General features: G+C 65.3%; 19 protein-coding genes. 11 read left to right on the top strand and 8 right to left on the bottom strand.

Annotated features, from left to right (window positions below; all coding sequences use genetic code 11):
- Nucleotides 1–105 precede the first annotated feature (105 nt).
- Complete coding sequence (locus tag AC0L3B_RS20660) at nucleotides 106–1,290, bottom strand: acetate/propionate family kinase (protein ID WP_354263412.1); 1,185 nt, start codon at nucleotides 1,288–1,290, stop codon at nucleotides 106–108.
- Between the two features lie 8 nt (nucleotides 1,291–1,298).
- Complete coding sequence (locus AC0L3B_RS20665; RefSeq protein WP_473380967.1) at nucleotides 1,299–3,713, bottom strand: phosphoketolase family protein; 2,415 nt, start codon at nucleotides 3,711–3,713, stop codon at nucleotides 1,299–1,301.
- A 211-nt stretch (nucleotides 3,714–3,924) separates the two neighbouring features.
- On the opposite strand from AC0L3B_RS20665, the gene AC0L3B_RS20670 reads away from it, so the two are divergent.
- The 4 genes from AC0L3B_RS20670 to AC0L3B_RS20685 all read left to right on the top strand — a co-directional run bounded on the left by AC0L3B_RS20670 (nucleotide 3,925) and on the right by AC0L3B_RS20685 (nucleotide 8,109).
- Complete coding sequence (locus AC0L3B_RS20670; RefSeq protein ID WP_018454912.1) at nucleotides 3,925–5,088, top strand: PA0069 family radical SAM protein; 1,164 nt, start codon at nucleotides 3,925–3,927, stop codon at nucleotides 5,086–5,088.
- Between the two features lie 23 nt (nucleotides 5,089–5,111).
- Nucleotides 5,112–5,567 carry a VOC family protein gene (locus AC0L3B_RS20675; RefSeq protein ID WP_018454911.1) on the top strand — a complete coding sequence of 152 codons (456 nt, stop codon included), beginning with the start codon at nucleotides 5,112–5,114 and terminating at the stop codon, nucleotides 5,565–5,567.
- Between the two features lie 77 nt (nucleotides 5,568–5,644).
- Complete coding sequence (locus tag AC0L3B_RS20680; RefSeq protein ID WP_247372689.1) at nucleotides 5,645–6,502, top strand: ribonuclease HII; 858 nt, start codon at nucleotides 5,645–5,647, stop codon at nucleotides 6,500–6,502.
- Between the two features lie 98 nt (nucleotides 6,503–6,600).
- Nucleotides 6,601–8,109 carry a glycosyltransferase family 39 protein gene (locus tag AC0L3B_RS20685; protein ID WP_247391673.1) on the top strand — a complete coding sequence of 503 codons (1,509 nt, stop codon included), beginning with the start codon at nucleotides 6,601–6,603 and terminating at the stop codon, nucleotides 8,107–8,109.
- Between the two features lie 124 nt (nucleotides 8,110–8,233).
- Here AC0L3B_RS20685 and AC0L3B_RS20690 read toward each other — a convergent pair whose 3' ends face one another.
- Complete coding sequence (locus tag AC0L3B_RS20690) at nucleotides 8,234–9,043, bottom strand: uracil-DNA glycosylase (protein WP_473380965.1); 810 nt, start codon at nucleotides 9,041–9,043, stop codon at nucleotides 8,234–8,236.
- 135 nt (nucleotides 9,044–9,178) lie between these two features.
- On the opposite strand from AC0L3B_RS20690, the gene AC0L3B_RS20695 reads away from it, so the two are divergent.
- The 3 genes from AC0L3B_RS20695 to AC0L3B_RS20705 all read left to right on the top strand — a co-directional run bounded on the left by AC0L3B_RS20695 (nucleotide 9,179) and on the right by AC0L3B_RS20705 (nucleotide 13,887).
- A complete protein-coding gene (locus AC0L3B_RS20695) occupies nucleotides 9,179–10,840 on the top strand; it encodes an electron transfer flavoprotein-ubiquinone oxidoreductase (RefSeq protein ID WP_018454907.1) in 1,662 nt (553 codons plus the stop codon).
- Between the two features lie 331 nt (nucleotides 10,841–11,171).
- The gene (locus AC0L3B_RS20700) at nucleotides 11,172–12,974 is read left to right on the top strand and encodes a tetratricopeptide repeat protein (protein WP_026232840.1); all 1,803 of its coding nucleotides are present in this window, start codon (nucleotides 11,172–11,174) and stop codon (nucleotides 12,972–12,974) included.
- Nucleotides 12,975–13,002: 28 nt separating this feature from the next.
- Nucleotides 13,003–13,887, top strand: a complete 885-nt coding sequence (locus tag AC0L3B_RS20705; protein WP_018454905.1) for a 4-(cytidine 5'-diphospho)-2-C-methyl-D-erythritol kinase — start codon at nucleotides 13,003–13,005, stop codon at nucleotides 13,885–13,887.
- A 27-nt stretch (nucleotides 13,888–13,914) separates the two neighbouring features.
- Here the strand turns inward: AC0L3B_RS20705 and AC0L3B_RS20710 are convergent, their stop codons facing one another.
- The 5 genes from AC0L3B_RS20710 to AC0L3B_RS20730 all read right to left on the bottom strand — a co-directional run bounded on the left by AC0L3B_RS20710 (nucleotide 13,915) and on the right by AC0L3B_RS20730 (nucleotide 18,681).
- Nucleotides 13,915–14,790: an alpha/beta fold hydrolase gene (locus AC0L3B_RS20710; protein ID WP_247299542.1), complete on the bottom strand. Its 876-nt coding sequence runs from the start codon at nucleotides 14,788–14,790 to the stop codon at nucleotides 13,915–13,917.
- Nucleotides 14,791–14,797: 7 nt separating this feature from the next.
- The gene (locus tag AC0L3B_RS20715) at nucleotides 14,798–15,430 is read right to left on the bottom strand and encodes a LysE family translocator (RefSeq protein WP_018454903.1); all 633 of its coding nucleotides are present in this window, start codon (nucleotides 15,428–15,430) and stop codon (nucleotides 14,798–14,800) included.
- A gap of 58 nt (nucleotides 15,431–15,488) precedes the next feature.
- On the bottom strand, nucleotides 15,489–16,745 hold the full coding sequence (fabF, locus tag AC0L3B_RS20720; protein ID WP_247299540.1) for a beta-ketoacyl-ACP synthase II: 1,257 nt from the start codon (nucleotides 16,743–16,745) through the stop codon (nucleotides 15,489–15,491).
- A gap of 1 nt (nucleotide 16,746) precedes the next feature.
- Nucleotides 16,747–17,262 carry a winged helix-turn-helix transcriptional regulator gene (locus AC0L3B_RS20725; RefSeq protein ID WP_018454901.1) on the bottom strand — a complete coding sequence of 172 codons (516 nt, stop codon included), beginning with the start codon at nucleotides 17,260–17,262 and terminating at the stop codon, nucleotides 16,747–16,749.
- Nucleotides 17,263–17,673: 411 nt separating this feature from the next.
- Nucleotides 17,674–18,681: a polyprenyl synthetase family protein gene (locus AC0L3B_RS20730; protein ID WP_007594965.1), complete on the bottom strand. Its 1,008-nt coding sequence runs from the start codon at nucleotides 18,679–18,681 to the stop codon at nucleotides 17,674–17,676.
- 131 nt (nucleotides 18,682–18,812) lie between these two features.
- Between AC0L3B_RS20730 and AC0L3B_RS20735 the strand changes: the two genes are divergently transcribed.
- The 4 genes from AC0L3B_RS20735 (at nucleotide 18,813) to AC0L3B_RS20750 (ending at nucleotide 21,233) form a co-directional block, all read left to right on the top strand.
- Nucleotides 18,813–19,040 carry a putative signal transducing protein gene (locus AC0L3B_RS20735; protein ID WP_007607161.1) on the top strand — a complete coding sequence of 76 codons (228 nt, stop codon included), beginning with the start codon at nucleotides 18,813–18,815 and terminating at the stop codon, nucleotides 19,038–19,040.
- Nucleotides 19,033–19,803, top strand: coding sequence for a tRNA1(Val) (adenine(37)-N6)-methyltransferase (locus AC0L3B_RS20740; protein ID WP_247412283.1), 771 nt, complete (start codon nucleotides 19,033–19,035; stop codon nucleotides 19,801–19,803). Before AC0L3B_RS20735 ends, AC0L3B_RS20740 begins: the two co-directional genes overlap by 8 nt.
- Before the next feature lie 211 nt (nucleotides 19,804–20,014).
- Complete coding sequence (locus AC0L3B_RS20745) at nucleotides 20,015–20,923, top strand: S49 family peptidase (protein WP_018454897.1); 909 nt, start codon at nucleotides 20,015–20,017, stop codon at nucleotides 20,921–20,923.
- A gap of 118 nt (nucleotides 20,924–21,041) precedes the next feature.
- Nucleotides 21,042–21,233: a hypothetical protein gene (locus AC0L3B_RS20750; RefSeq protein WP_085352613.1), complete on the top strand. Its 192-nt coding sequence runs from the start codon at nucleotides 21,042–21,044 to the stop codon at nucleotides 21,231–21,233.
- Nucleotides 21,234–21,336: the final 103 nt, after the last annotated feature.

A 21,336-nucleotide genomic window follows, 5' to 3' on the forward strand; every position in this document is an offset into this window, starting at 1 on the left:
GCCGGCCGTTCGCAATCATGCAAGAGGAGGATGCGATAGCGAACGAGCGCGAGGACGGGAAAACGTGCAACCACGCTGCTGACGAGGGCTTCGAATGAACGCCGGTCAACTCGCTGTTCGCAGCACCGCCGCACAATGTCGTGCGATCATCAGTTCCTCATTCGTTGGAATGACGAAGACATCGACTGCGCTATCGCCATCGTTGATGCGCTCGCGCGCCGCATCATTCGCAGCGGCATCGATGCGCACGCCGAGCCAGTCGAGACGCTCACCGATCGCGCTGCGGATTTCGCTGGCATGCTCGCCGATGCCGCCGGTGAAGACCAGGCAGTCTAGCCCTGCAAGCGTTGTCGCCATCGCCGCCACCTCCTGCGCGGCGCGGAAGGTGAAGAGCTCGACCGCCTCCCGCGCCGCAGCTTCGCGGCTCGCAAGCAGCATGCGCATATCCGACGCGATGCCGGAGACGCCGAGCAGGCCCGATTCGTGGTAGAGCAGGTGCTGGACATCTTCGACCGACATCTTCTCGTACTGTTGCAGATAGAGCAGCACGCCCGGGTCGAGCCTGCCGCAGCGCGTGCCCATCACCAGCCCGTCGAGCGGCGTCAGTCCCATCGTGGTGTCGATGCTGCGGCCGTCGCGCAAGCCGCACAGGCTCGCGCCGTTGCCGAGATGCGCGATCACAGTGCGCTTCGCCACGAGCTGCGGCGCGATTCGGGCGAGCCGTCCCGCGACATATTCGAACGAGAGGCCATGAAATCCGTAGCGCCGGATGCCGCGCTCTTCATAACGTCGCGGAATGGCGAAGCGGCTGGCGGGCGGCGCAATGCCGTGGTGGAAAGCGGTATCGAAGCAGGCGATCTGCGTCAGGTCGGGCCTGATCGCCGTGATAGTGCGGACCGGAGCCAGGCAGCGCGGCTGGTGTAGGGGCGCCAGCGGCGTCAGCGCTTGCAGCTTTGCGGTGACATCCTCCGTCAGCTCGACCGGAGCGGAATAGTCCGGACCGCCATGGACGACGCGATGGCCGACGGCGCGCAAGCGATGGTCGCCGAAACGATCCTCGATGAAGCCGAGCACGTCGGCGAACAGATGATCGCTGGCCGCATCCGATGCTTCCCTCCGTTTCTCGAACAGGTCTTCGCCCGCGGGACTCTTCACGACGAGCCGCGGCTTCGTCTCGTGCTCGTCAAGCAGGCCCTTGCAGAGCAGGGCGGGCTCGGCCGCCGAGATATCGAACAGGCCGAATTTGATGCTCGACGATCCCGAGTTGAGAACGAGAACCGTGTTCGACATGGCTCCCCTCAGTCGCCTGCCTCTGCCGGCGTGTTGCCGCCGGCGCTGTTCTGCCAGACCCATTCCTGGATTTCCGGCATGTCCTCGCCGTATTCGCGCACATAGCGCGAATGCTCGATCAGCTTGTCGCGGAATTGCTGCTTCACCTGCGCCGCCCTGGTCGCGAGCCCCGGCACGCGCTCGATCGCCTCGATCGCGAGGTGATAGCGGTCGAGCTCGTTGAGCACGACCATGTCGAACGGCGTCGTCGTGGTGCCTTCCTCGGCAAAGCCGCGGACGTGCATGCCGGCGTGGTTGGTGCGGTTATAGGTCAGCCGGTGGATCAGATAGGGATAGCCATGATAGGCGAAGATCACCGGCTTGTCGCGCGTGAACAGGCCGTCGAAGTCGCGGTCGGACAAACCGTGCGGGTGCTGCTCCCTGGGTTGCAGCGTCATGAGGTCGACGACGTTGACGACGCGGATCTTCAGCTCGGGCAGAGCCTTGCGCAGCAGGTCGACGGCAGCGACCGTTTCCAGTGTCGGCACGTCGCCGGCGCAGGCCATCACGACATCGGGCTCGCCATTCGTGTCTTCCGTGCCGGCCCAGTTCCAGATGCCGATGCCGGCGGCGCAATGCGTGGCTGCCTCCTGCATCGACAGCCATTGCGGCGCCGGCTGCTTGCCGGCGACGATGACGTTGATGCGGTCATAGGTGCGCAGGCAGTGATCGGCGATCCACAGCAGCGTGTTGGCATCCGGCGGGAAGTAGATGCGGACGATGTCGGCCTTCTTGTTGGCGACGAGATCGACGAAACCGGGATCCTGATGGCTGAAGCCGTTGTGGTCCTGACGCCAGACATGCGAGGTGAGCAGATAGTTGAGCGAGGCGATCGGTCGCCGCCACGGCAGATGCCGGGTCACCTTCAGCCATTTGGCGTGCTGGTTGAACATGGAATCCACGATGTGGATGAACGCCTCGTAGCAGGAGAAGAAGCCGTGCCGGCCCGTGAGCAGGTAACCCTCTAACCAGCCCTGGCAGAGATGCTCGCTCAGGACTTCCATCACGCGTCCGTCCTGGGCGAGATGCACGTCGTAAGGTTTTGTCGGCTCCATCCAGACGCGTTCGGTGGCCTCGAACACCGCATCGAGCCGGTTCGACGCAGTCTCGTCCGGGCCCATGATGCGGAAGTTGCGGGCCTCGGTGTTGAGGCGGATGACGTCGCGCAGGAATTTCCCGAGCTCGCGGGTTGCCTCCGCCACGACGCCGCCCGGCTGCGCTACTTCGACGGCGAAACTGCGGAAGTCCGGCAGCTTCAGCTCCTTCTTCAGAAGGCCGCCATTGGCGTGCGGATTGGCGCCCATGCGGCGATTGCCTTCGGGCGCGAGCGCCTGGAGCTCGGCAATGAGCGCGCCGTTCGCGTCGAACAGCTTTTCCGGCTCGTAGCTGCGCATCCAGTCTTCGAGAATCTTCAGATGCGCCGGGTTCTCGCGACAGTTCGCGACGGGCACCTGATGCGCCCGCCAAAAGCCCTCCACCTTCTTGCCGTCGACTTCCTTGGGGCCGGTCCAGCCCTTCGGGCTGCGCAGCACGATCATCGGCCAGCGCGGGCGTTCGACGCTCTTGCGGCCGTCGCGGGCGTGCTGCTGGATCGACCGGATGCTGACGAGCGCGACGTCGAGCGCGTCTGCCATGGCCCGGTGCATCAATTTGGGATCGTCGCCCTCGACGAACAGCGGCTCGTGGCCGAGCCCGCGGAAGAGATCGCGGATCTCGTCGTCGCGCATCCGGCCGAGCACGGTCGGATTGGCAATCTTGTAACCGTTGAGATGCAGGATCGGCAGCACCGCGCCGTCATGCGCAGGATTGAGGAATTTGTTGGAGTGCCAGGACGCGGCGAGCGGGCCGGTCTCGGCCTCGCCGTCACCGACGACACAGGCGACGATCAGGTCGGGATTGTCGAAGGCCGCGCCATAGGCATGCACCAGCGCGTAACCGAGCTCACCGCCTTCGTGGATCGAGCCCGGCGTTTCCGGCGCCGCGTGACTCGGGATGCCGCCGGGGAAGGAGAATTGCCTGAACAGCTTGCGCAACCCCTCGGTATCGCGCGCGATATCGGGATAGAGCTCGCTGTAGCTGCCTTCGAGATAGGTGTTAGCGACCATGCCGGGGCCGCCGTGCCCGGGACCGCAGACATAGATCACGTTCAGGTCCAGCGCGCGGATGACGCGGTTGAGATGGGCATAAATGAAGTTCAAACCGGGCGTCGTGCCCCAATGGCCGAGCAAACGCGGCTTGATGTGCTCGGGCCGTAAGGGCTCGCGCAGCAGCGGATTGTCGAGGAGATAGATTTGCCCGACGGAGAGATAGTTCGCGGCGCGCCAATAGCGGTCGAGCAGATCGAGGTTGCTGCTCGCTGCGGCCAATTGTTGTTGATTTGTCATGTTCTTGCCGACCTTCACCCAACGATCGTCATCAACCATGTTCCGCGACGATCGATCCCTCCCGTGATCAAACGGAATCGTGGTCACGCTGGTGTTGCGTGAAGTCAAAAACCCCCGCCCGAAATTTGGGCAGCTCTACTGTGCATGGGGTTGTTTTCACGTTTTTTGTTTGTGTTCTTGATTTGTTCCTTTGGCATGCTATCTTGGCTTCATGAGTCCAGCATCCTCTCATGCTCTCAAGCACCCGCCGGTCACGGCGCCCTCCGAGCCGGCGGGTGCGCCTTCTGACTTCCCTGAGCTGGCGGTCGCCATCGACCGCCAGCGCAGGCGAGGCCGGGGCGCGCAGTCCAACGCCAGCGGCCGGTTTGAGGCCGAGGCGCGCGTCGCATTCGACGATGGCTGGCAGAGCCTTGAAGAACTGCCCCCGTTCAAGACCACGGTCGGGATCGACACCTCGCGCAAGGTGATCACCCGCAACGAATCTCCCGACATCGGCTTCGATCGTTCGATCAATCCCTACCGCGGTTGCGAGCACGGCTGCGTCTATTGCTTCGCGCGGCCGACGCATGCCTATCTCGGCCTGTCGCCGGGGCTCGACTTTGAGTCGAAGCTGTTCGTGAAGCCCGAGGCGCCGGCGTTGCTCGAGAAGGAGCTTGCGGCGCCGGGCTACGAGCCGCGGATGATCGCGATCGGCACCAACACCGATCCCTATCAGCCGATCGAGCGCGAGCGCAAAATCATGCGCGGCATTCTGGAGGTGCTGGAGCGCGCCGGCCATCCCGTCGGGATCGTCACCAAGTCGGCGCTGGTCGTGCGCGACATCGACATTCTCGCGCGAATGGCCAAACGCAACCTCGCCAAGGTCGGGATCTCCGTGACCTCGCTCGATCCGAAACTAGCGCGCACCATGGAGCCGCGGGCGTCCACGCCGCCGAAGCGGCTGGAGGCACTGAAGCAGCTTTCCGAGGCTGGCATTCCGACCACCGTCATGGTCGCGCCCGTGATCCCCGCGCTGAACGATTCCGAGATCGAGCGCATCCTGGATGCCGCCGCCCATGCCGGCGTCAAGGAGGCCTCCTACGTGTTGCTGCGGTTGCCGCTCGAGGTGCGCGATCTCTTTCGGGAATGGCTGATGGCGAACTATCCGGACCGGTATCGCCACGTCTTCACGCTGATCCGCGACATGCGCGGCGGCCGTGACTACGATGCGAAATGGGGCGAGCGCATGAAGGGCACCGGCCCGATGGCCTGGACCATCGGCCGCCGCTTCGAGATCGCTTGCGACAGGCTCGGGCTGAACAAACGGCGCGCCAAGCTGACGACGGATCATTTTGCCAAGCCGAAGCGGAACGGCGATCAGCTCAGCCTGTTCTGAGGGACGAAGTGAGAGAGGCGTCTATGAGTAAGGAACCGCCAGCTCCTATCCCGCGGCTGACCGTCATCACGCTGGGCGTGAACGACATCCGCGCCAGCATTGCCTTTTACGACGCGCTCGGTTTCTCGCGCCGGCTCAAGGTAACCGGCGAGACCGTTGCGTTCTATGACACCGGCGGTCCGGTGCTCGCGTTGTTTCCCTGGGATCAACTCGCGGTCGACGCCAAATTGCCTGATCATCCGAGGCCATCGACGTTCCGCGGCATGACGCTCGCCTGGAATTGCCGCGCGCGTGAGGAGGTGGATGCGGTGCTGGTCTTCGCCGTCAGCAAGGGAGCCGCGTTGCTGAAGGCAGCACATGAGACCGACTACGGCGGCTATTCCGGCTATTTCGCCGATCCTGACGGCCATCCCTGGGAGGTCGTGGTCGCGCCCGGCATCGACGTCGGCGAGGACCGGCGGGTGCATCTGGCGGAATAGGGCGGCTGGCTTGAATAACGGGAATTGTTCGAGGTTCCCGATTGCGCAGGCCATGCCGCTTGCGCACGATCCCGGCCATGATTCGGGATCAATCCGCCAAGAAGCCGGCCAAAGGCGCGCCCAAAAAGGCTGCGCCTAAGAACGAGAAGGCTGCGCCTGAGAACAAGAAAGCTGCGCCCAAAAAAATCGCCAAGGCGCTGGCCGGCACAAAGAGCGCCATCATCGTTGCCCCAAGCTTCCGCCGTGAGCGCGCGCTGATCAAGCGCGGCGTTTGGCCGGTAGCGGGCTGCGATGAGGCGGGCCGGGGGCCACTGGCCGGTCCGGTGGTGGCGGCGGCGGTGATTCTCGATCCCGACCGCATCCCGCGCGGCATCGACGATTCCAAGCGCCTGACGGCCGAGGAGCGCGAAAGGCTGTTCGGCAAGATCTGCGCGACCGCCCAGGTCTCGGTGGCCGTCGCCTCGCGCTCCCGCATCGACCGCGACAACATCCTGCGCGCCTCGCTGTGGGCGCTGAAGCGCGCCGTGGTGGCGCTGCCCCAGCAGCCGCGGCACGTCTTCGTCGACGGCCGCGACCGGCTCGACACGGAATGCGATTGCGAAGCCGTGATCGGCGGCGACGGCATCGTCCTGTCGATCGCAGCGGCCTCGATCATCGCCAAGGTAACGCGGGACCGCCTGATGTGCGCGTTGGCGCAGGACTGTCCCGGCTACGGTTTCGAGCAGCATAAGGGCTACGCCGTGCCCGAGCACCTCGACGCGCTCAACCGCCTCGGTCCCACCGTCCACCACCGCAGCTTCTTCGCCCCCGTCGCCGCCGCACGCGCCAAGCACATGCCCTGGACGGTCGAGCCGGCGCAGGATCTGTTTGCGGTGACCGAGATCGAGTTGCAGGTGGACACGAGCCTGGAAGTCGACGCGTCGGCAAATCTCTAGACGAGACTCAGTTGCCACGACGCGTCACGCCCTTTATCAAAACAGTCGTGAGCGAATAGGGCCGGCTTCACGGGTTGGCTGCATCTTTCGGACGTTGCATGCGGTTTACCTCCCTGGTCATCGAGCTCATTCGCGCGCGGCCGCGGCTGATCGTCTGGATCGCCGTGCTGCTCCAGGCCGCGATGTGGCTGTTCGTGGCGCTCGTGTTTTATCGCAGCCCGCCCGGCAGTCTCGCGACCCTGCTGGCCTTCGGCCGCGAATACCAGGTCGGCACCGATCTCGGGCCGCCCTTGCCGGTCTGGCTCGCCGACATCGCCTATCGCGCTGCCGGCGGCCACCTGTTCGGTGTCTACGTGCTGGCCGAGCTCTGCGGGATCGCGACTTTGATCACGCTCTATCATCTGTCCCGCGCGGTGGTCGGTCCCCAGCAGGCAGTGCTGGCCGTGCTGCTGACCATGACGCTGCTGGCCTTCTCCTCGCCCACACTCGACTTCGGCCCTCTGGTGCTGGCGCGACCGCTCTGGGCGCTGCTGCTGCTGCATTCCTGGCAGATCATCGGACAGCGCCGCGGCAACGCCTGGTTTGCCTGGTCGATCGAGGCCGGCCTCTTGCTGCTGACGACGCCGGCTGCGATCTTCCTGCTGCTGCTGATCGTCGTCTTCGCGCTCGCAACCGCGGACGGCCGCCGCACGTTGCGTGCCTTCGACCCGCTGTTTGCGCTGGTGGTCGTCGCCGTGCTGGCATTGCCCTATGCCGTCTGGCTGATGCGCGCCGAGGCGCTCGTCCTGCCGGCCTTACCTGCGGTCGCCCAGCTCAATGCCCGCGCGCTGCACGCGGCCTGGCTGCTCGGGGGGCTCCTGCTCGGTGCGGCGGCGATCCCGGCGCTGACCGTCCTCAACACCGGCCTGTTCGTGCCCAAGAGCGAGGAGGCGCCGATCATCTACCGCCCGCCGGTCGAGCCGCTCGCACGTAATTTCGTCTATTTCTTCGCGCTGGCGCCGGCGCTCGGCGCGGTGCTGATCTCCGGCCTGCTGGGCCTCGACGCCGTCGTCGGCGGCGCCGGCGTCGTGCTGGTGTCGTCGGGGCTTGCCGTGGTCGTGGGGGCCGGCGATCTCATCGCGATGCGCCGCGCGAGGATGCTGCGGATGGTCTGGGCGGCTGCCGTCGTGGCGCCCGCAATCGGCGTCGTGCTCGCCGTCCTGCTGCTGCCGTGGACCGGTGCCAACGAGATCGCGACCTCGATGCCGGCCCGCGCGATTTCGGACTTCTTCGACGAGAGCTTTGCCCGCCGCACCAATCATCGCCTGCGCGCGGTCGCCGGCGAGACCCAGCTTGCGAGCTTGATCACGCTGCATTCCGGCCGGCCGCATCTCTTCATCGATGCCGAGCCCGCGCGTACACCCTGGATCAATCAGGCCAAATTCAGCGAGACCGGCGGCGTCGTGGTCTGGCGCGCTTCCGATACCGCCGGCACGCCGCCGCCGGACATCCTCGCGCGCTTTCCCGGCATCGTGCCGGAAGTCCCGCGCGCCTTCGAATGGCTGGTGACCGGACGCCAGCAACTCCTGCGCATCGGCTGGGCCATCGTGCGGCCGAAGGGGACTTAGTTGCTCGCTCTTTCGGTCGTCATTGCGAGGAGCCCTTGCGACGAAGCAATCCACAGCCCCTCCGCGGAAAAATTCTGGATTGCTTCGCTGCGCTCGCAATGACGGCGAAAGGCTGTACGGCCCCTCACGCCTCCGCCAGCACCTTCGCGATCGCGCGCAGATCCTGCCAGGCCAGCCGCTTGTACGACGGCGAGCGCAACAGATAGGCGGGATGGAAGGTCGGCAGCGCGCGAATGGTGCGCCCGCCCGTCTCGTAGTCGAACCAGCGGCCGCGGGTACGCATGATGCCTTCGCGGGTCGACAGCAGCGTCTGCGTCGAGGGATTGCCGAGTGTCACCAGCACATCCGGATTCACCAGCTCGATCTGGCGCTGGATGAACGGCAGGCAGATTTGCGTCTCCTGCGGCGTCGGCGTGCGGTTGCCGGGCGGCCGCCAGGGAATCACGTTGGCGATGTAGGCCGTGGTGCGGTTGAGGCCTATGGCTCCTATCATCAAATCGAGCAGCTTGCCGCTGCGCCCGACGAAGGGCAGCCCCTCGATGTCCTCGTCGCGGCCCGGTGCCTCGCCGACGAACATGATGCGTGCCTGCGGATTGCCGTCGGCGAAAACCAAACGTGTCGCCGTGTGCTTCAGCGCGCAGCCGTCAAAGCTCTGCATCAGCTCGCGCAGCGCCTCCAAGCTTGGCGCGGTGCGTGCGGCCTCGCGCGCCGAGGCGATCGCGATGTCGGGCGCAGGTGCCGCCTCGCCGCGCATCACCGCGGGCGCGGCGACCAGCCGTGGGGCCTCGACTGGAGGTGGCGCGCGCGGGGCCGGAGGTGGAACATCCAATTCCGCCAGGCGGTCGATCGGTTCCTCCGCGAGCGTGCAATCGACTCCGGCCTCCAGATAGAAGGCGAGCAGCTCTCGGACCGTGGGTGCGGGTTCTGGGATCATCGGAAAGTCTGACTATTAGTCCAGTTTGGAGCGCCTTGCACCCCGGCGAAACGCATTTCCGAGGTTGTCCTACCCGGAAAAATCGGAAACAAGAGGGCGCAATCGACCAAGGACCGTCTCAAGGGCTGAGATCAGATGAGCACCGAAGAACTTCCCCCGCGCGAATCCATGGAATTCGACGTCGTCATCGTCGGCGCCGGTCCCTCGGGCCTGGCTGCGGCGATCCGGCTGAAGCAGATCAATGCCGATCTCAATGTCGTGGTGGTGGAGAAGGGCTCCGAGGTCGGTGCGCATATTCTCTCCGGCGCCGTGATCGATCCGGCCGGGCTCGACAAGCTGATCCCGGACTGGCGCGAGGATTCCGATTGTCCGCTCAAGACGCAGGTCAAGGACGACCGCTTCTTCTGGTTCACCGAGACCAGCGCGATCAAGCTGCCGAACTTCATCATGCCGCCGCTGATGGACAATCATCACTGCTATATCGGCTCGCTCGGCAATGTCTGCCGCTGGCTGGCGCGCAAAGCGGAAGCGCTAGGCGTCGAGATCTATCCCGGTTTTGCCGCGGCCGAAGTGCTCTATGACGACAATGGCGCGGTGCGCGGCATCGCCACCGGCGACATGGGGATCGGCCGGGACGGCAAGCCGAAGGACTCCTTTACCCGTGGCATGGAATTGCTCGGCAAGTACACGCTGTTCGCCGAAGGTGCGCGCGGCAGCCTGACCAAGCAGCTGATCTCGAAATACGCGCTCGACACCAAAAGTGAGCCGCCGAAATTTGGCATCGGGCTCAAGGAAGTCTGGCAGATCGATCCGGCCAAGCATCAGAAGGGCCTCGTGCAGCACGCGGTTGGCTGGCCCTTGAACAACAACACCGGCGGCGGCCTGTTCTTCTACCATTATGACGAGAACCTGGTGTCGATCGGTTTCGTCGTTCATCTCAACTACAACGACCCCTATTTGTCGCCATTCGACGAATTCCAGCGCGTCAAGAACCATCCGGCCGTCCGCGCGACGCTTGAAGGCGGCAAGCGGCTGGCTTACGGCGCGCGCGCCATCACCGAAGGCGGGTACCAGTCGGTGCCGCGGCTGAGCTTCCCGGGCGGTGCGCTAATCGGCTGCGCGGCCGGCTTCGTCAACGTGCCCCGGATCAAGGGCGTGCACAATGCCATGGGCACCGGCATGCTCGCGGCCGAACATGTTAACGTGGCTCTCGCTGCGGGCCGCGCCAATGATGAGCTGGTCGAATACGAGAACGGTTGGCGCGATTCCGTCGTCGGTAAGGACCTCTATCCTGTCCGCAATGCCAAGCCGTTGTTGTCGAAGTTCGGCACCTTCATCGGCGCCGGGCTCGGCATCTTCGACATGTGGTGCAACACGCTGTTCGGCGGCTCGCTATTTGGCACCCAGTCGCACGCGAAGCCCGATCGCGCGACGCTCGATCCGGCCAAGACCCACGCGCCGAGAACCTACCCGAAGCCGGACGGCAAGATTTCCTTCGACAAGCTCTCGTCGGTGTTCCTGTCCAATACCAATCACGAGGAGGACCAGCCGGTCCATCTCAAGGTCACGGACATGAACCTCCAGAAGACCTCCGAGCACGACGTGTTTGCCGGTCCCTCGAATCGCTATTGCCCGGCCGGCGTCTATGAGTGGATCGAGGAAGGTTCGGGCCCGCGCTTCCAGATCAATGCCCAGAACTGCGTTCACTGCAAAACCTGCGACGTGAAGGACCCCAACGGCAACATCACCTGGGTTCCCCCGGAGGGCGGCGGCGGTCCGAACTACGAGGCCATGTAGGCTGGGGTCAGCAAGTCACGATCCATGTGACCGAGGCCAATGTGACCAGAGTTGCGTGATCTTCGCCCTGTGACGCACGTTCGCGTGAGAACCCGGCCGCGGTCCCCGTGGTCACGATAAGGCCATACTGGCGGCGTCTTGGGGCGCTCTTGACGGGTCACTTGGCCGATTTGTGCCGTGCGGAGGGGATCGCCCGGCCCGAATCCTTGCGGTGAAGCGCCAAAAGCGGCATTGTCGGCCTGACGGTTCCGGGTCCCCATGCCACCGGCCGCGTTCGCTTGCGATACGGCCTTCTGCAAACCCAGGCACTACCAACTCAAGGCGAGCCCCGATGCTTTCAAATCGTTTCAACCGTTGGACTGTTGCCGCCATTGCCCTCATGGGCTCAGCGATGGCGACGGTCCCCGGCGCGGTCCGGGCGCAGACGCCGGACCATCCGTCCGACACGGCGGCGCAGTTTCCGACCCGAAACGATCTGAAGGCGCTGACCACCTCCGGCAGCTATCTCGCCGCCCGCCACGCCAGCGTCGAGCGCGACGCGGCCTCCGCCGCCGCATTCTATCGCTCGGCCCTGCGCACCGACCCCAAGAACAACGAGCTGCTCGACCGCGCCTTCATCTCCTCGGTCGCCGACGGTGACATCGACGAGGCTGTCAAGCTCGCCGAGCGCATCCTGACCATCGACAAGACCAACCGCGTTGCACGGCTCGTCGTTGGCGTGCACGATCTCAAGTTCAAGAAGTACGCGACCGCGCAGACCAACATCAACCAGTCGATCCGCGGTCCGATCACCGATCTCGTCGCCACGCTGCTGTCGGGCTGGGCCGCCTATGGTGCGGGGGATGCCAAGGGCGGCGTCGCCACCATCGACAAGCTGGCCGGTCCTGAATGGTATCCGCTGTTCAAGGATCTCCATGCCGGCATGATCCTCGAACTCGCCGGCAAGGAGAAAGACGCTGGCACCCGGTTCGAGCGTGCCTACAAGCTCGACGATTCCATGTTGCGTGTCACCGAGGCCTATGCGCGCTGGCTATCTCGCAACAAGGACTCGGCCGCCGCGACCACGGTCTACCAGGCTTTCGACAAGAAGCTCGCCCGCCATCCGCTGATCGTGGAAGGGTTGCGCGACACCAAGGCCGGCAAGAAGATGCCGCCGCTGGTCGATAGCGCGCAAGCCGGCGCCGCAGAAGCACTCTACGGCATCGGCGCCACACTGACCCGCCGCGGCGGCGAGGATCTGGCGCTGGTCTACCTCCAGCTCTCGCTCTACCTGCAGCCCACCCATCCCCTGGCGCTGCTCTCGCTCGCCGATCTCTATGAATCGGTGAAGCGGCCGCAGATGGCGATCAAGGTCTACGAGCGGGTGCCGTCGTCCTCTCCACTCAAGCGCAACGCCCAAATCCAGCTCGCCATCGATCTGGATTCCGCCGACCGCACCGACGAGGCGATCAAGATCCTCAAGGGCGTCACCACTGAGGATCCCAAGGATCTCGAAGCCATCATGGCGCTCGGCAACATCGAGCGCGGCCGCAAGAAGTTCGGCGAATGCGGCGCGACCTATTCGCAAGGCGTCGACGTGCTGCCGGCCGGCAACGATAAGGCCAACAGCGTCTGGTATTATTATCGCGGCATCTGCGAGGAGCGCTCCAAGCAGTGGGGCAAGGCCGAAGCCGACATGAAGAAGGCGCTCGAGCTGCAACCCGACCAGCCGCACGTCCTCAACTATCTCGGCTATTCCTGGATCGACCAGGGCATCAATCTCGACGAAGGCATGAAGATGATCAAGCGGGCAGTCGAGCAGCGCCCGGATGACGGCTACATCGTCGACTCCCTTGGCTGGGCCTATTACCGCATCGGCAATTACGAGGACGCGGTGAAGAACCTCGAGCGCGCCATTGATCTCAAGCCCGAGGATCCCACTATCAACGATCACCTTGGCGACGCCTATTGGCGCGTCGGCCGCACGCTGGAAGCCAAGTTCCAGTGGGCCCACGCCCGCGATCTCAAGCCCGAAGCGGATGAGCTTCCGAAGATCGAGGCCAAGATTGCAAACGGTATGACCGACGACAATTCGAACTCCTCGGCTGCGCAGGCGGAGAAGGAGAAGAAGAAGGACGACGGCAAGGGCGGCTGAGTGAGTTGAAGTTGGGGGCGTGTCGTCAATGCCGGCGTTGATTGAAGAAGGGCGCGCGAAGGTCAATCTGAGCCTTCGCGTGGTGGGCCGTCGTGCCGACGGCTATCATGATCTCGAAAGCGTGGTCGCCTTTGCCGACTGCGCCGACCGGCTCACGCTGGAGCCCGGCGGCGAGCTGAAGCTCACCACGACGGGGCCGCTCGCCGCGGCCTGCGGCAATATGGCCGACAACCTCGTGTTCAAGGCGGCCAAGCTCCTGGCCGAAGCCGTCCCGAACCTGAAGCTGGGCGCCTTCGCGCTCGACAAGGTGCTCCCGGTCGCCGCCGGCATCGGCGGCGGCTCGGCCGACGCCGCGGCGGCGCTGCGGTTGCTGGCGCGCCTCAACGATCTGTCGCTCGACGACGCCCGCCTCCAGAAGGTTGCGCTTGCGACCGGCGCCGACGTGCCGGTGTGTCTGTTCTCGCGCGCCTGCGACATGACCGGTGTCGGCGAGCAGCTGCTGCCCTTGATGCTGCCGAGCATGCCCTGCGTGATGGTCAATCCACGCGTGCCGGTCGCGACAAAGGACGTGTTCCAGGAGCTGGGCCTGCGCAACGGCGAACTCCTGGTCGGCGCCACGTCCGTCTTCGACGGCCCGGCCTGGCCAGGCGAGGGCGCCTCCATCGCCGACTGGATCGATACTCTCGAGACCGTCGCCAATGATCTCGAAGCGCCTGCGATGCGCATCAAGCCGGTGATTGGCGACGTGCTGGAAGCCTTGCGTGGCTCCGCCGGCGTCAAGCTCGCCCGCATGTCCGGCTCGGGGGCGACGTGCTTTGCGATCTATGGCGCATCTGCCGAGGCGCATGCCGCCGCCGAGAATATCCGCAGGGATCATTCCGGCTGGTGGGTGCACTCGGGAACGCTGAGCTAGATCTGCAATGACGCGGATGTTGCGGAGCTAGCCCGCAGCGTCCTCGCCAAGCCCGAGAAACCGCCGGATCTCACCCAACACCTCCTGCGGCTTGTCATGCTGCAGCCAGTGTCCGGCCCCTGCAATGGTCTCGACGCGCGCCTGCGGAAAGTAGCGCTCCAGCCCCGCGGCCCTCGCGCCAGCCAGAAAGCTTTCGCCGGCATTCAAGAGCAGCGTCGGACAGGTGATGCGCGACCACAGCGCGATGTGATCGTCCGGCCAGAGCCGGTGCGGCGCAGAGGCGCGCTGGTAGGGATCGAACTTCCAGCTATAGGTGCCGTCCTCGTTCTGCCGCGCGCCGTGGGTGGCGAGGTGCAGCGCGAGCTCGCGAGACAGCCGCTTGTTGTGAAGGACCATCTGCGCCGCCGCGTCTTCGAGGGTCGAATAGCGGCGCGGTGCGCGGTCGTGCAACTTGTCGAGCTGACCGATCCACTTGCCGATCCGCTCATGCACCGGCGGTTTTGGTGTATCCGGCAACATCGTCACGCCGTCGAGCACGACCAGCTTCGAGACCTGTTCGGGGAATGCCCCTGTAAAGATCAGGCTGACCATGCCGCCCATAGAATGGCCGATGAGAGTGACTTGAGGCGCCGCGATGGCACGGACGAGCTGGGCCAGATCGTACACATACTCCGTCAGCGCGTAGCTGCCGCCCCTGGTCCAGTCGGAATCGCCGTGACCGCGCAGGTCCGGTGCGAGCACGTGAAAATGCGGCTGCAGCGACCGGGCGATGACGTCCCAGCTCCGGCAGTGATCGCGGCCGCCGTGAACCAGGATGGCGACCGGCGCGCCGTCGTTGCCCCAGTCGGCATAGTGCAGCCGCAGGCCGTGAGACTCGTAAATGCGGCTTTGCGGGGCGGGCATGGTGGCGCTATCCATTCACGGGCCGCCGCGCCAGTGCGAGCGACAGGCCGAGCCCTGCGATGAAGACGCCGGAGCCCTGGGTGAGACGTCGCATCAAATGCGGGCGTCCGATCAACTGCGTACGTGTCGCGGAGGCCATCAGCACCACCACGATATCGGCGAGCGTGTTCAGCGTCACCGAGAGCGCGCCCAACGTGATGAATTGCAGTGTCGGGTTCGATCCCGCCGGGTCAAGGAACTGCGGAATGAAGGCGAGGAAGAAGGCGGCGGTCTTCGGGTTCAGCGCCTCGACCAGCACGCCGTCGCGAAAGGCGCGCTTGTCGCCGACGGGCTTGCTGTCGAATGACGGCGCGCGGCTGGCGCTGCGAAAAGTCCTGATGCCGAGCCAGACGAGATAAAGTGCGCCGACGAATTTCACGGCGGCAAACAGCTCGGCGCTGGCAAGAATGATCGCGGAGATGCCGAAGCTGCCCGCGACCACATGAACCAGCCCGCCGAGCGCGGTGCCCGCGGTCGATGCAAAACCGCTGCCGCGCCCTTCCGATAGGGTCCGTGCCGCGACGTAGAAAATGCCGGGGCCGGGAACGGCGGCGATGAGACAAGCGGCGGCCAGGAACAGCCAGAAATTCGTGTTGATCATCCTGCTTTGGTAGCGATGCTTGCCGCGATTGCAAGGCCCGTCGACTAAGGCCCGTCGTTCAGCCCATCCGGCGGAAGATCACGCTGGCATTCACCCCGCCGAAGCCGAACCCGTTCGAGATCGCGTGCTGCATCGGCATCGGTCGCGCCACACCGGCGACGATGTCGATGCCGCCAGCGGCGGGATCAGGGTTTTCGAGATTGAGCGTCGGCGGCGCGATCTGGTCGCGCAGGGCGAGCACGGTGAAGACCGCTTCGAGGCCACCGGCGGCGCCGAGCAGATGCCCGGTGGCCGATTTGGTCGCGCTCACCGCGATGCCGCGGTGGCGGCCGAACAGCGCCGCGATCGCGCCAAGCTCACTCTCGTCGCCGGCCGGCGTCGACGTCGCATGCGCGTTCAGATGCTGCAAATCCGCAGGCGCAAGCTCGGCCTGCCGGAGCGCGATCTCCATCGCGCGCCGGGCGCCGTCGCCGTCAGGCGGACCCGATGTCATGTGATAGGCGTCCGCGGTCGTACCGTATCCGACGATCTCGGCGATCGGCGTCGCGCCGCGCGCCAACGCATGCTCCAGCTCCTCGATCACCAGGATGCCGGCGCCTTCGCCCATGACAAAACCGTCGCGGTCGCGATCGAACGGGCGCGAGGCGCGGGCGTCATTGAATCCGCTCGACAGTGCGCGGGCCGCGGCAAAGCCGCCGAGGCTGACGATGTCGATGCAGGCTTCCGCGCCGCCGCAGATCGCCACATCAGTCTCGCCCGCGCGGATCATGCGCGCGGCATCGCCGATCGCCTGAACGCCGGCAGCGCAGGCCGTGACCGGTGTGCCCAGCGCTCCCTTGTAGCCGTATTTGATCGAGACGTGGCCGGCGGCGAGATTGGCGAGGAAGGAGGGGATCGTGAACGGCGACAGCCGGCGCGGGCCGCGCTGTTCGGTGATGCGCACCGCCTCCGCCATTGCCGGAAAACCGCCGACGCCGGAGGCGATGATCGTCGCAGTTCGTTCCTGCGCCGCCGCGTCCTGCGGCGTCCAACCGGCCTGCGCAACCGCTTCCGCGGTGGCGAGCAGCGCGAACAGGATGAAGCGGTCCATCTTGCGCTGGTCTTTCGGCGCGGCGGCCTGCGCGGGATCGAAGCCGCCCTCCGCGTCATCGGCCTTGTCGGGCACGAGGCCGGCAATACGTGCGGGCAGCGCCTGCGACCATTCCGGCAGCGGGCGCAGCCCGCTTTGGCCGGCCAGCAGCCGGCGCCACGAAAGTTCGACACCGCAGCCAAGCGGCGACACCGCGCCCATTCCCGTCACGACGATACGACGCATGTCAGTCTCCAGCCGGCGCGACGGCCGGGTTCATGGCTTTGAGCGAGGTCAGCCGTTTACGCATGACACGGCTGGCGCGGGGGCCTGCGACGACGACCGCATTGGTGAGCGTGATCGGCTGCATGTCGGCGGCATCGACCACGACTGGATTGAACGGACGACAATCGTGCCGGTTCGCGAGCAGGATCGCTTCGCCCATCGGTGCGAGATGCTTGTTGCCCCAAGCGAGCAGGGTTGCGACCACGGGGAAGAAGTCCCGGGCCTTGTCCGTCAGCACATATTCGTAGCGCGGCGGCCGTTCATTGTAGCGGCGGCGGACGAACATGCCGCTTTCGGTGAGATGGGCCAACCGCCGCGACAGGATGTTCGGCGCGATCCCGAGGCTTTGCGAAAATTCGTCGAACCTCGTTGCGCCCTGGAATGCATCCCGCAGGATCAAAATGCTCCACCATTCGCCGACCGTCTCCACGGCGCGGCCGACCGGACATTCCTGAATGGAGGGGGATTTGGGCTGCATGAGGGGAAGGTAGGTGAGTAGCTTGCAAAATGCAAGTTAGTAGGCGAACCGTTAGAACACTCCGACGGAGGTGTGCCGCAAGATGGCGCACAGGATTTGAATGCAAGTTGGAAGGCGGCCCTCGCACACCTAGCTCGTCATTGCGAGCGAAGCGAAACAATCTAGAGTCCCTTTGCGGGAAGATTCTGGATTGCTTCGCTGCGCTCGCAATGACGCTGTTAATGCGGTGGTGGCGCGTATCTCAACGATGTCGTCCCGGCGAAGGCCGGGACCCAATAGCCACGACTGTTGTTGTGGTGCACGATGGTTGCTACAGGCGCTAAGACAACGCTGACCGAGGTAATGGGTCCCGGCCTTCGCCGGGACGACACTGAGGGTGTGGCTACCAGCAAGCGCTAAGGATGCAGGTAGCTAATGCGACCGAGCCAGGCAGAACGCCACGACCTGCTCCAGCGCGCTCTTCATCGGCGAGGACGGGAACAGCGCCAGCGCGTCCACGGCCATGGCGCCGTAGTGCTGGGCGCGGCTGCGCGTGTCTTCGAGCGCGCGATGCTTGTTCATCAACCCGATGGCGTGGTCGAGGTCGGTGTCGCCGATCTCACCGCGCTCCAGCGCGCGGATCCAGAAGGCGCGCTCGGTGTCGTTGCCGCGGCGGAAGGCGAGCACGACGGGCAGCGTGATCTTGCCCTCGCGGAAATCGTCGCCGGTGTTCTTGCCGAGCTTGGCGCTCTTGCCGCCATAGTCGAGCACGTCGTCGACGAGCTGGAAGGCGATGCCGAGATTCATGCCGACCGAGCGGCAGGCGGTCTGCTCCGCCTTCGGGCGGTTGGCGATCACGGGCCCGACCTCGCAGGCGGCCGCGAACAGCTCCGCGGTCTTGCCGCGGATTACGGCGAGATATTCGTCTTCGGTGGTCGCGGTGTTCTTGGCGGCGGCAAGCTGCATCACCTCGCCCTCGGCGATGGTGGCGGCGGCCGCGGAGAGAATGTCGAGCGCGCGGAGCGAGCCGACCTCGACCATCATGCGGAAGGCCTGGCCGAGCAGGAAGTCGCCGACCAGCACGCTCGCCTCATTGCCCCAGAGCATGCGCGCCGACAGCTTGCCGCGGCGCATCTCGCTCTCGTCGACGACGTCGTCATGGAGCAGCGTGGCGGTATGCATGAACTCGACGCTGGCGGCGAGTTTGATATGGCCGTCGCCGGTGTAGCCGGCGAGGTTGGCCATGGCCAACGTCAGCATCGGACGCAGGCGCTTGCCCCCGGAGGAGATCAAATGGTTGGCGACCTCCGGGATCATGGTCACGTCCGAACCGGTCCGCGACAGGATCGTGGCGTTGACGCGCTCCATGTCACCGGCGACAAGGGCAACCAGCTCTTCGATCGACGCGCCGGGGGTTTCGAAAGGTACGATGACGGCCACGCCGGTCTCCAATATTTGCCCCGGAAGGGCTATTCTGATGGAAAGACAATAGAAACTGGACGGGGATGCGGCAAGGGCCGTGGAACCATTGACATTTGGCGCTTAATCCCCGTCAGGCAGGAGGCTGTGTTTTGCGAGAACTGGTTCGGACCAACGATATGGTGCTGGTGTCGGCGATCGGCGCGCTGCTCGACGGCGCCAACATCCATCATCTGGTGCTGGACCAGAACATGAGCATCATTGAGGGCTCGCTCGGCATTTTGCCGCGGCGGATCCTGGTCCACGAGGACGACGCCATCGAGGCCCGGCAGCTTCTGACCGAGGCCGGCCTCAGCCACGAACTGCGCGGCGATGAGTGAAGCCCTGACAGACCTCACCGAGGACGCCTTTCTCGGCGGGCAATTGCGGCTGAAGCAGAAGCGGTCTGGCCATCGCGCCGGGCACGACGCCATTCTGCTCGCGGCGGCGACGGAGGCGAGGGCGGGCGACCGTGTCGTCGATCTCGGCGCCGGCATCGGCACGGCGGGCCTTGCGTTGGCTCGGCGCGTCGCCGGGATCAGGCTCGGCCTGCTCGAGATCGATCCGGAGCTGGCGGAGCTTGCGCGCGCCAATGCGGCCGCGAATGCGATTGCCGCCGAGACGATCGTGCTCGACGTCACCGCGGACGCGCAGGCCTTCGCAGCGAGCGGGCTCGCGCCCGACAGCGTCGACGTCGTGCTGATGAACCCGCCCTTCAACGATCCCGCTCGCCATCGCGGTTCGCCCGATCAGGCGCGCCAGATCGCGCATGTGGCGACGGATCAGACGCTGAATGCCTGGGTGCATGCGGCGCGGCGCATCCTCCGATCGCATGGCGCGCTGACATTGATTTGGCGCGCAGATGGGATCGCTGAGGTTTTGGCGGCGCTGTCGCGCGGCTTCGGCAGTCTCGCGATTCTGCCGGTTCACGGTGAAGCCGGGCGGCCCGCGATCCGCGTGCTGGTGCGCGCGGTCAAGGGCGGCAGGGCCCCGGCGCGATTGTTGCCGGGCCTCATGCTCAACGAGGAGTCACGCGTGTCGAAAAAAGAGGTGATGGATATTCTGGAGGGAAGGGCGGTTCTACCCCTGGTGGAACCGTGCTGAGCTATTGCGGAAGCGATTCCGACTGCTGCTCTTGCGGAGTCGTCAGGCGGATCGCCATGAACAGCGCACCGATCAGCAGCATCAGCAGATAGATTTTCACGGTGTTCTCCGCTGGCCCATTGCAGCCTCTCAACGGGTTTTCTGCAAAACACGTTCCGGGCCCTTCCAATGACAGTCGCGTGATAAGAAACGGTTAATCAGAGGTAATGGCATGGCCGAAAAATTGAACGATCGTGAGAGTTCCGGCCTGGCCGACAAGCTCATGCAATATCTGCCGGCGCGCTTCCGTCCCGGCACGGCCGTGGTGCCGGTGGTCCGGCTGTCCGGTGTGATCGGCGCAGTGACGCCGCTGCGCCCCGGCATGACGCTCGCGACGGTTTCGCGGGTTCTGGAGCGGGCGTTTTCGACGCGCAACGCCAAGGCGGTGGCGCTGGTGATCAATTCGCCCGGCGGCTCGCCGGTGCAGTCGCGCCAGATCTACCTGCGCATCAAGCAGCTCGCGGCGGAGAAGAAGCTGCCGGTGCTGGTGTTCGTCGAGGACGTCGCGGCCTCCGGCGGCTACATGATCGCGTGCGCCGGCGACGAGATCATCTGCGATCCGTCCTCGATCCTCGGCTCGATCGGCGTCGTCGGCGGCAGTTTTGGTTTCCAGGAGGCGATCAAGCGGCTCGGCATCGAGCGGCGCCTCTACACCGCCGGCGCGCACAAGGCGATGCTCGATCCGTTTCTCCCTGAAAACCCCGACGACGTCGCCAAGCTCAAGGCGCTCCAGCGCGAGATCCACCAGATCTTCATCGCGCTGGTGAAGGAGAGCCGCGGCGCGCGGTTGAAGGGCTCCGACGACACCCTGTTCACGGGCGAATACTGGGCCGGCGAGAGTTCGATCACGCTGGGGCTCGCCGACAGCATCGGCGATCTCCGCTCAACTCTTCGTGCCCGCTATGGCGAGAAGGTTCTCACCCCCGTGATAGCCCAGCCGACCGGTCTGCTCTCCGGCCTTTTGGGCCGGAAATCGCCCGGCGCGGGGCAGCTTTCGGCCATGGAATCAATGGCCAGCCTGCCGGACGACCTGATCTCGGCGGTCGAGACCCGCGCGATCTGGGCGAAATTCGGGTTCTAGACGGCGCCCCTCCGCGCCATTTGGCCCCAAGGTGACTTGAAGCCGTGCCAATTGCCGCGCGGCCCGGTCTGCGCAAGAATGCGCGTGGGGGCTGAGCATTGTGAACAAGGAATGACCGATGCCGCCGTTCGTCGCATTCGCGGGCGTCCTGGGCGGGCTTGCCGTGGTCCGCTGGGCCTACAAGACCGCCGTCAGGATCAACCAGGAGCTGGAGGAGATGCGCCTCTCGCGCGTCGCCGAGGCCGCCCATATGGGGGCCGTCCAGACGCTGAAGCAGGATCCCGTCACCGGAGCCTATCGGCCGGGTTAGCTGCTGCAGTCGTCATGGCCGGACTTGTCCCGGCCATCCACGCCTTGTCTCACCGCACGAAGAACGTGGATGCCCGGGACAAGCCCGGGCATGACGGAGAACT

It is taken from the genome of Bradyrhizobium sp. Kon56 (assembly GCF_055807635.1).

Excerpts from the sequence above, each read along its gene's own strand:
- AC0L3B_RS20660 (WP_354263412.1), bottom strand. The coding sequence starts at position 1,290 with ATGTCGAACACGGTTCTCGTTCTCAACTCGGGATCGTCGAGCATCAAA.
- AC0L3B_RS20665 (WP_473380967.1), bottom strand. The coding sequence starts at position 3,713 with ATGACAAATCAACAACAATTGGCCGCAGCGAGCAGCAACCTCGATCTG.
- AC0L3B_RS20670 (WP_018454912.1), top strand. The coding sequence starts at position 3,925 with ATGAGTCCAGCATCCTCTCATGCTCTCAAGCACCCGCCGGTCACGGCG.
- AC0L3B_RS20675 (WP_018454911.1), top strand. The coding sequence starts at position 5,112 with ATGAGTAAGGAACCGCCAGCTCCTATCCCGCGGCTGACCGTCATCACG.
- AC0L3B_RS20680 (WP_247372689.1), top strand. The coding sequence starts at position 5,645 with ATGATTCGGGATCAATCCGCCAAGAAGCCGGCCAAAGGCGCGCCCAAA.
- AC0L3B_RS20685 (WP_247391673.1), top strand. The coding sequence starts at position 6,601 with ATGCGGTTTACCTCCCTGGTCATCGAGCTCATTCGCGCGCGGCCGCGG.
- AC0L3B_RS20690 (WP_473380965.1), bottom strand. The coding sequence starts at position 9,043 with ATGATCCCAGAACCCGCACCCACGGTCCGAGAGCTGCTCGCCTTCTAT.
- AC0L3B_RS20695 (WP_018454907.1), top strand. The coding sequence starts at position 9,179 with ATGAGCACCGAAGAACTTCCCCCGCGCGAATCCATGGAATTCGACGTC.
- AC0L3B_RS20700 (WP_026232840.1), top strand. The coding sequence starts at position 11,172 with ATGCTTTCAAATCGTTTCAACCGTTGGACTGTTGCCGCCATTGCCCTC.
- AC0L3B_RS20705 (WP_018454905.1), top strand. The coding sequence starts at position 13,003 with ATGCCGGCGTTGATTGAAGAAGGGCGCGCGAAGGTCAATCTGAGCCTT.
- AC0L3B_RS20710 (WP_247299542.1), bottom strand. The coding sequence starts at position 14,790 with ATGCCCGCCCCGCAAAGCCGCATTTACGAGTCTCACGGCCTGCGGCTG.
- AC0L3B_RS20715 (WP_018454903.1), bottom strand. The coding sequence starts at position 15,430 with ATGATCAACACGAATTTCTGGCTGTTCCTGGCCGCCGCTTGTCTCATC.
- fabF (WP_247299540.1), bottom strand. The coding sequence starts at position 16,745 with ATGCGTCGTATCGTCGTGACGGGAATGGGCGCGGTGTCGCCGCTTGGC.
- AC0L3B_RS20725 (WP_018454901.1), bottom strand. The coding sequence starts at position 17,262 with ATGCAGCCCAAATCCCCCTCCATTCAGGAATGTCCGGTCGGCCGCGCC.
- AC0L3B_RS20740 (WP_247412283.1), top strand. The coding sequence starts at position 19,033 with ATGAGTGAAGCCCTGACAGACCTCACCGAGGACGCCTTTCTCGGCGGG.
- AC0L3B_RS20745 (WP_018454897.1), top strand. The coding sequence starts at position 20,015 with ATGGCCGAAAAATTGAACGATCGTGAGAGTTCCGGCCTGGCCGACAAG.
- AC0L3B_RS20750 (WP_085352613.1), top strand. The coding sequence starts at position 21,042 with ATGCCGCCGTTCGTCGCATTCGCGGGCGTCCTGGGCGGGCTTGCCGTG.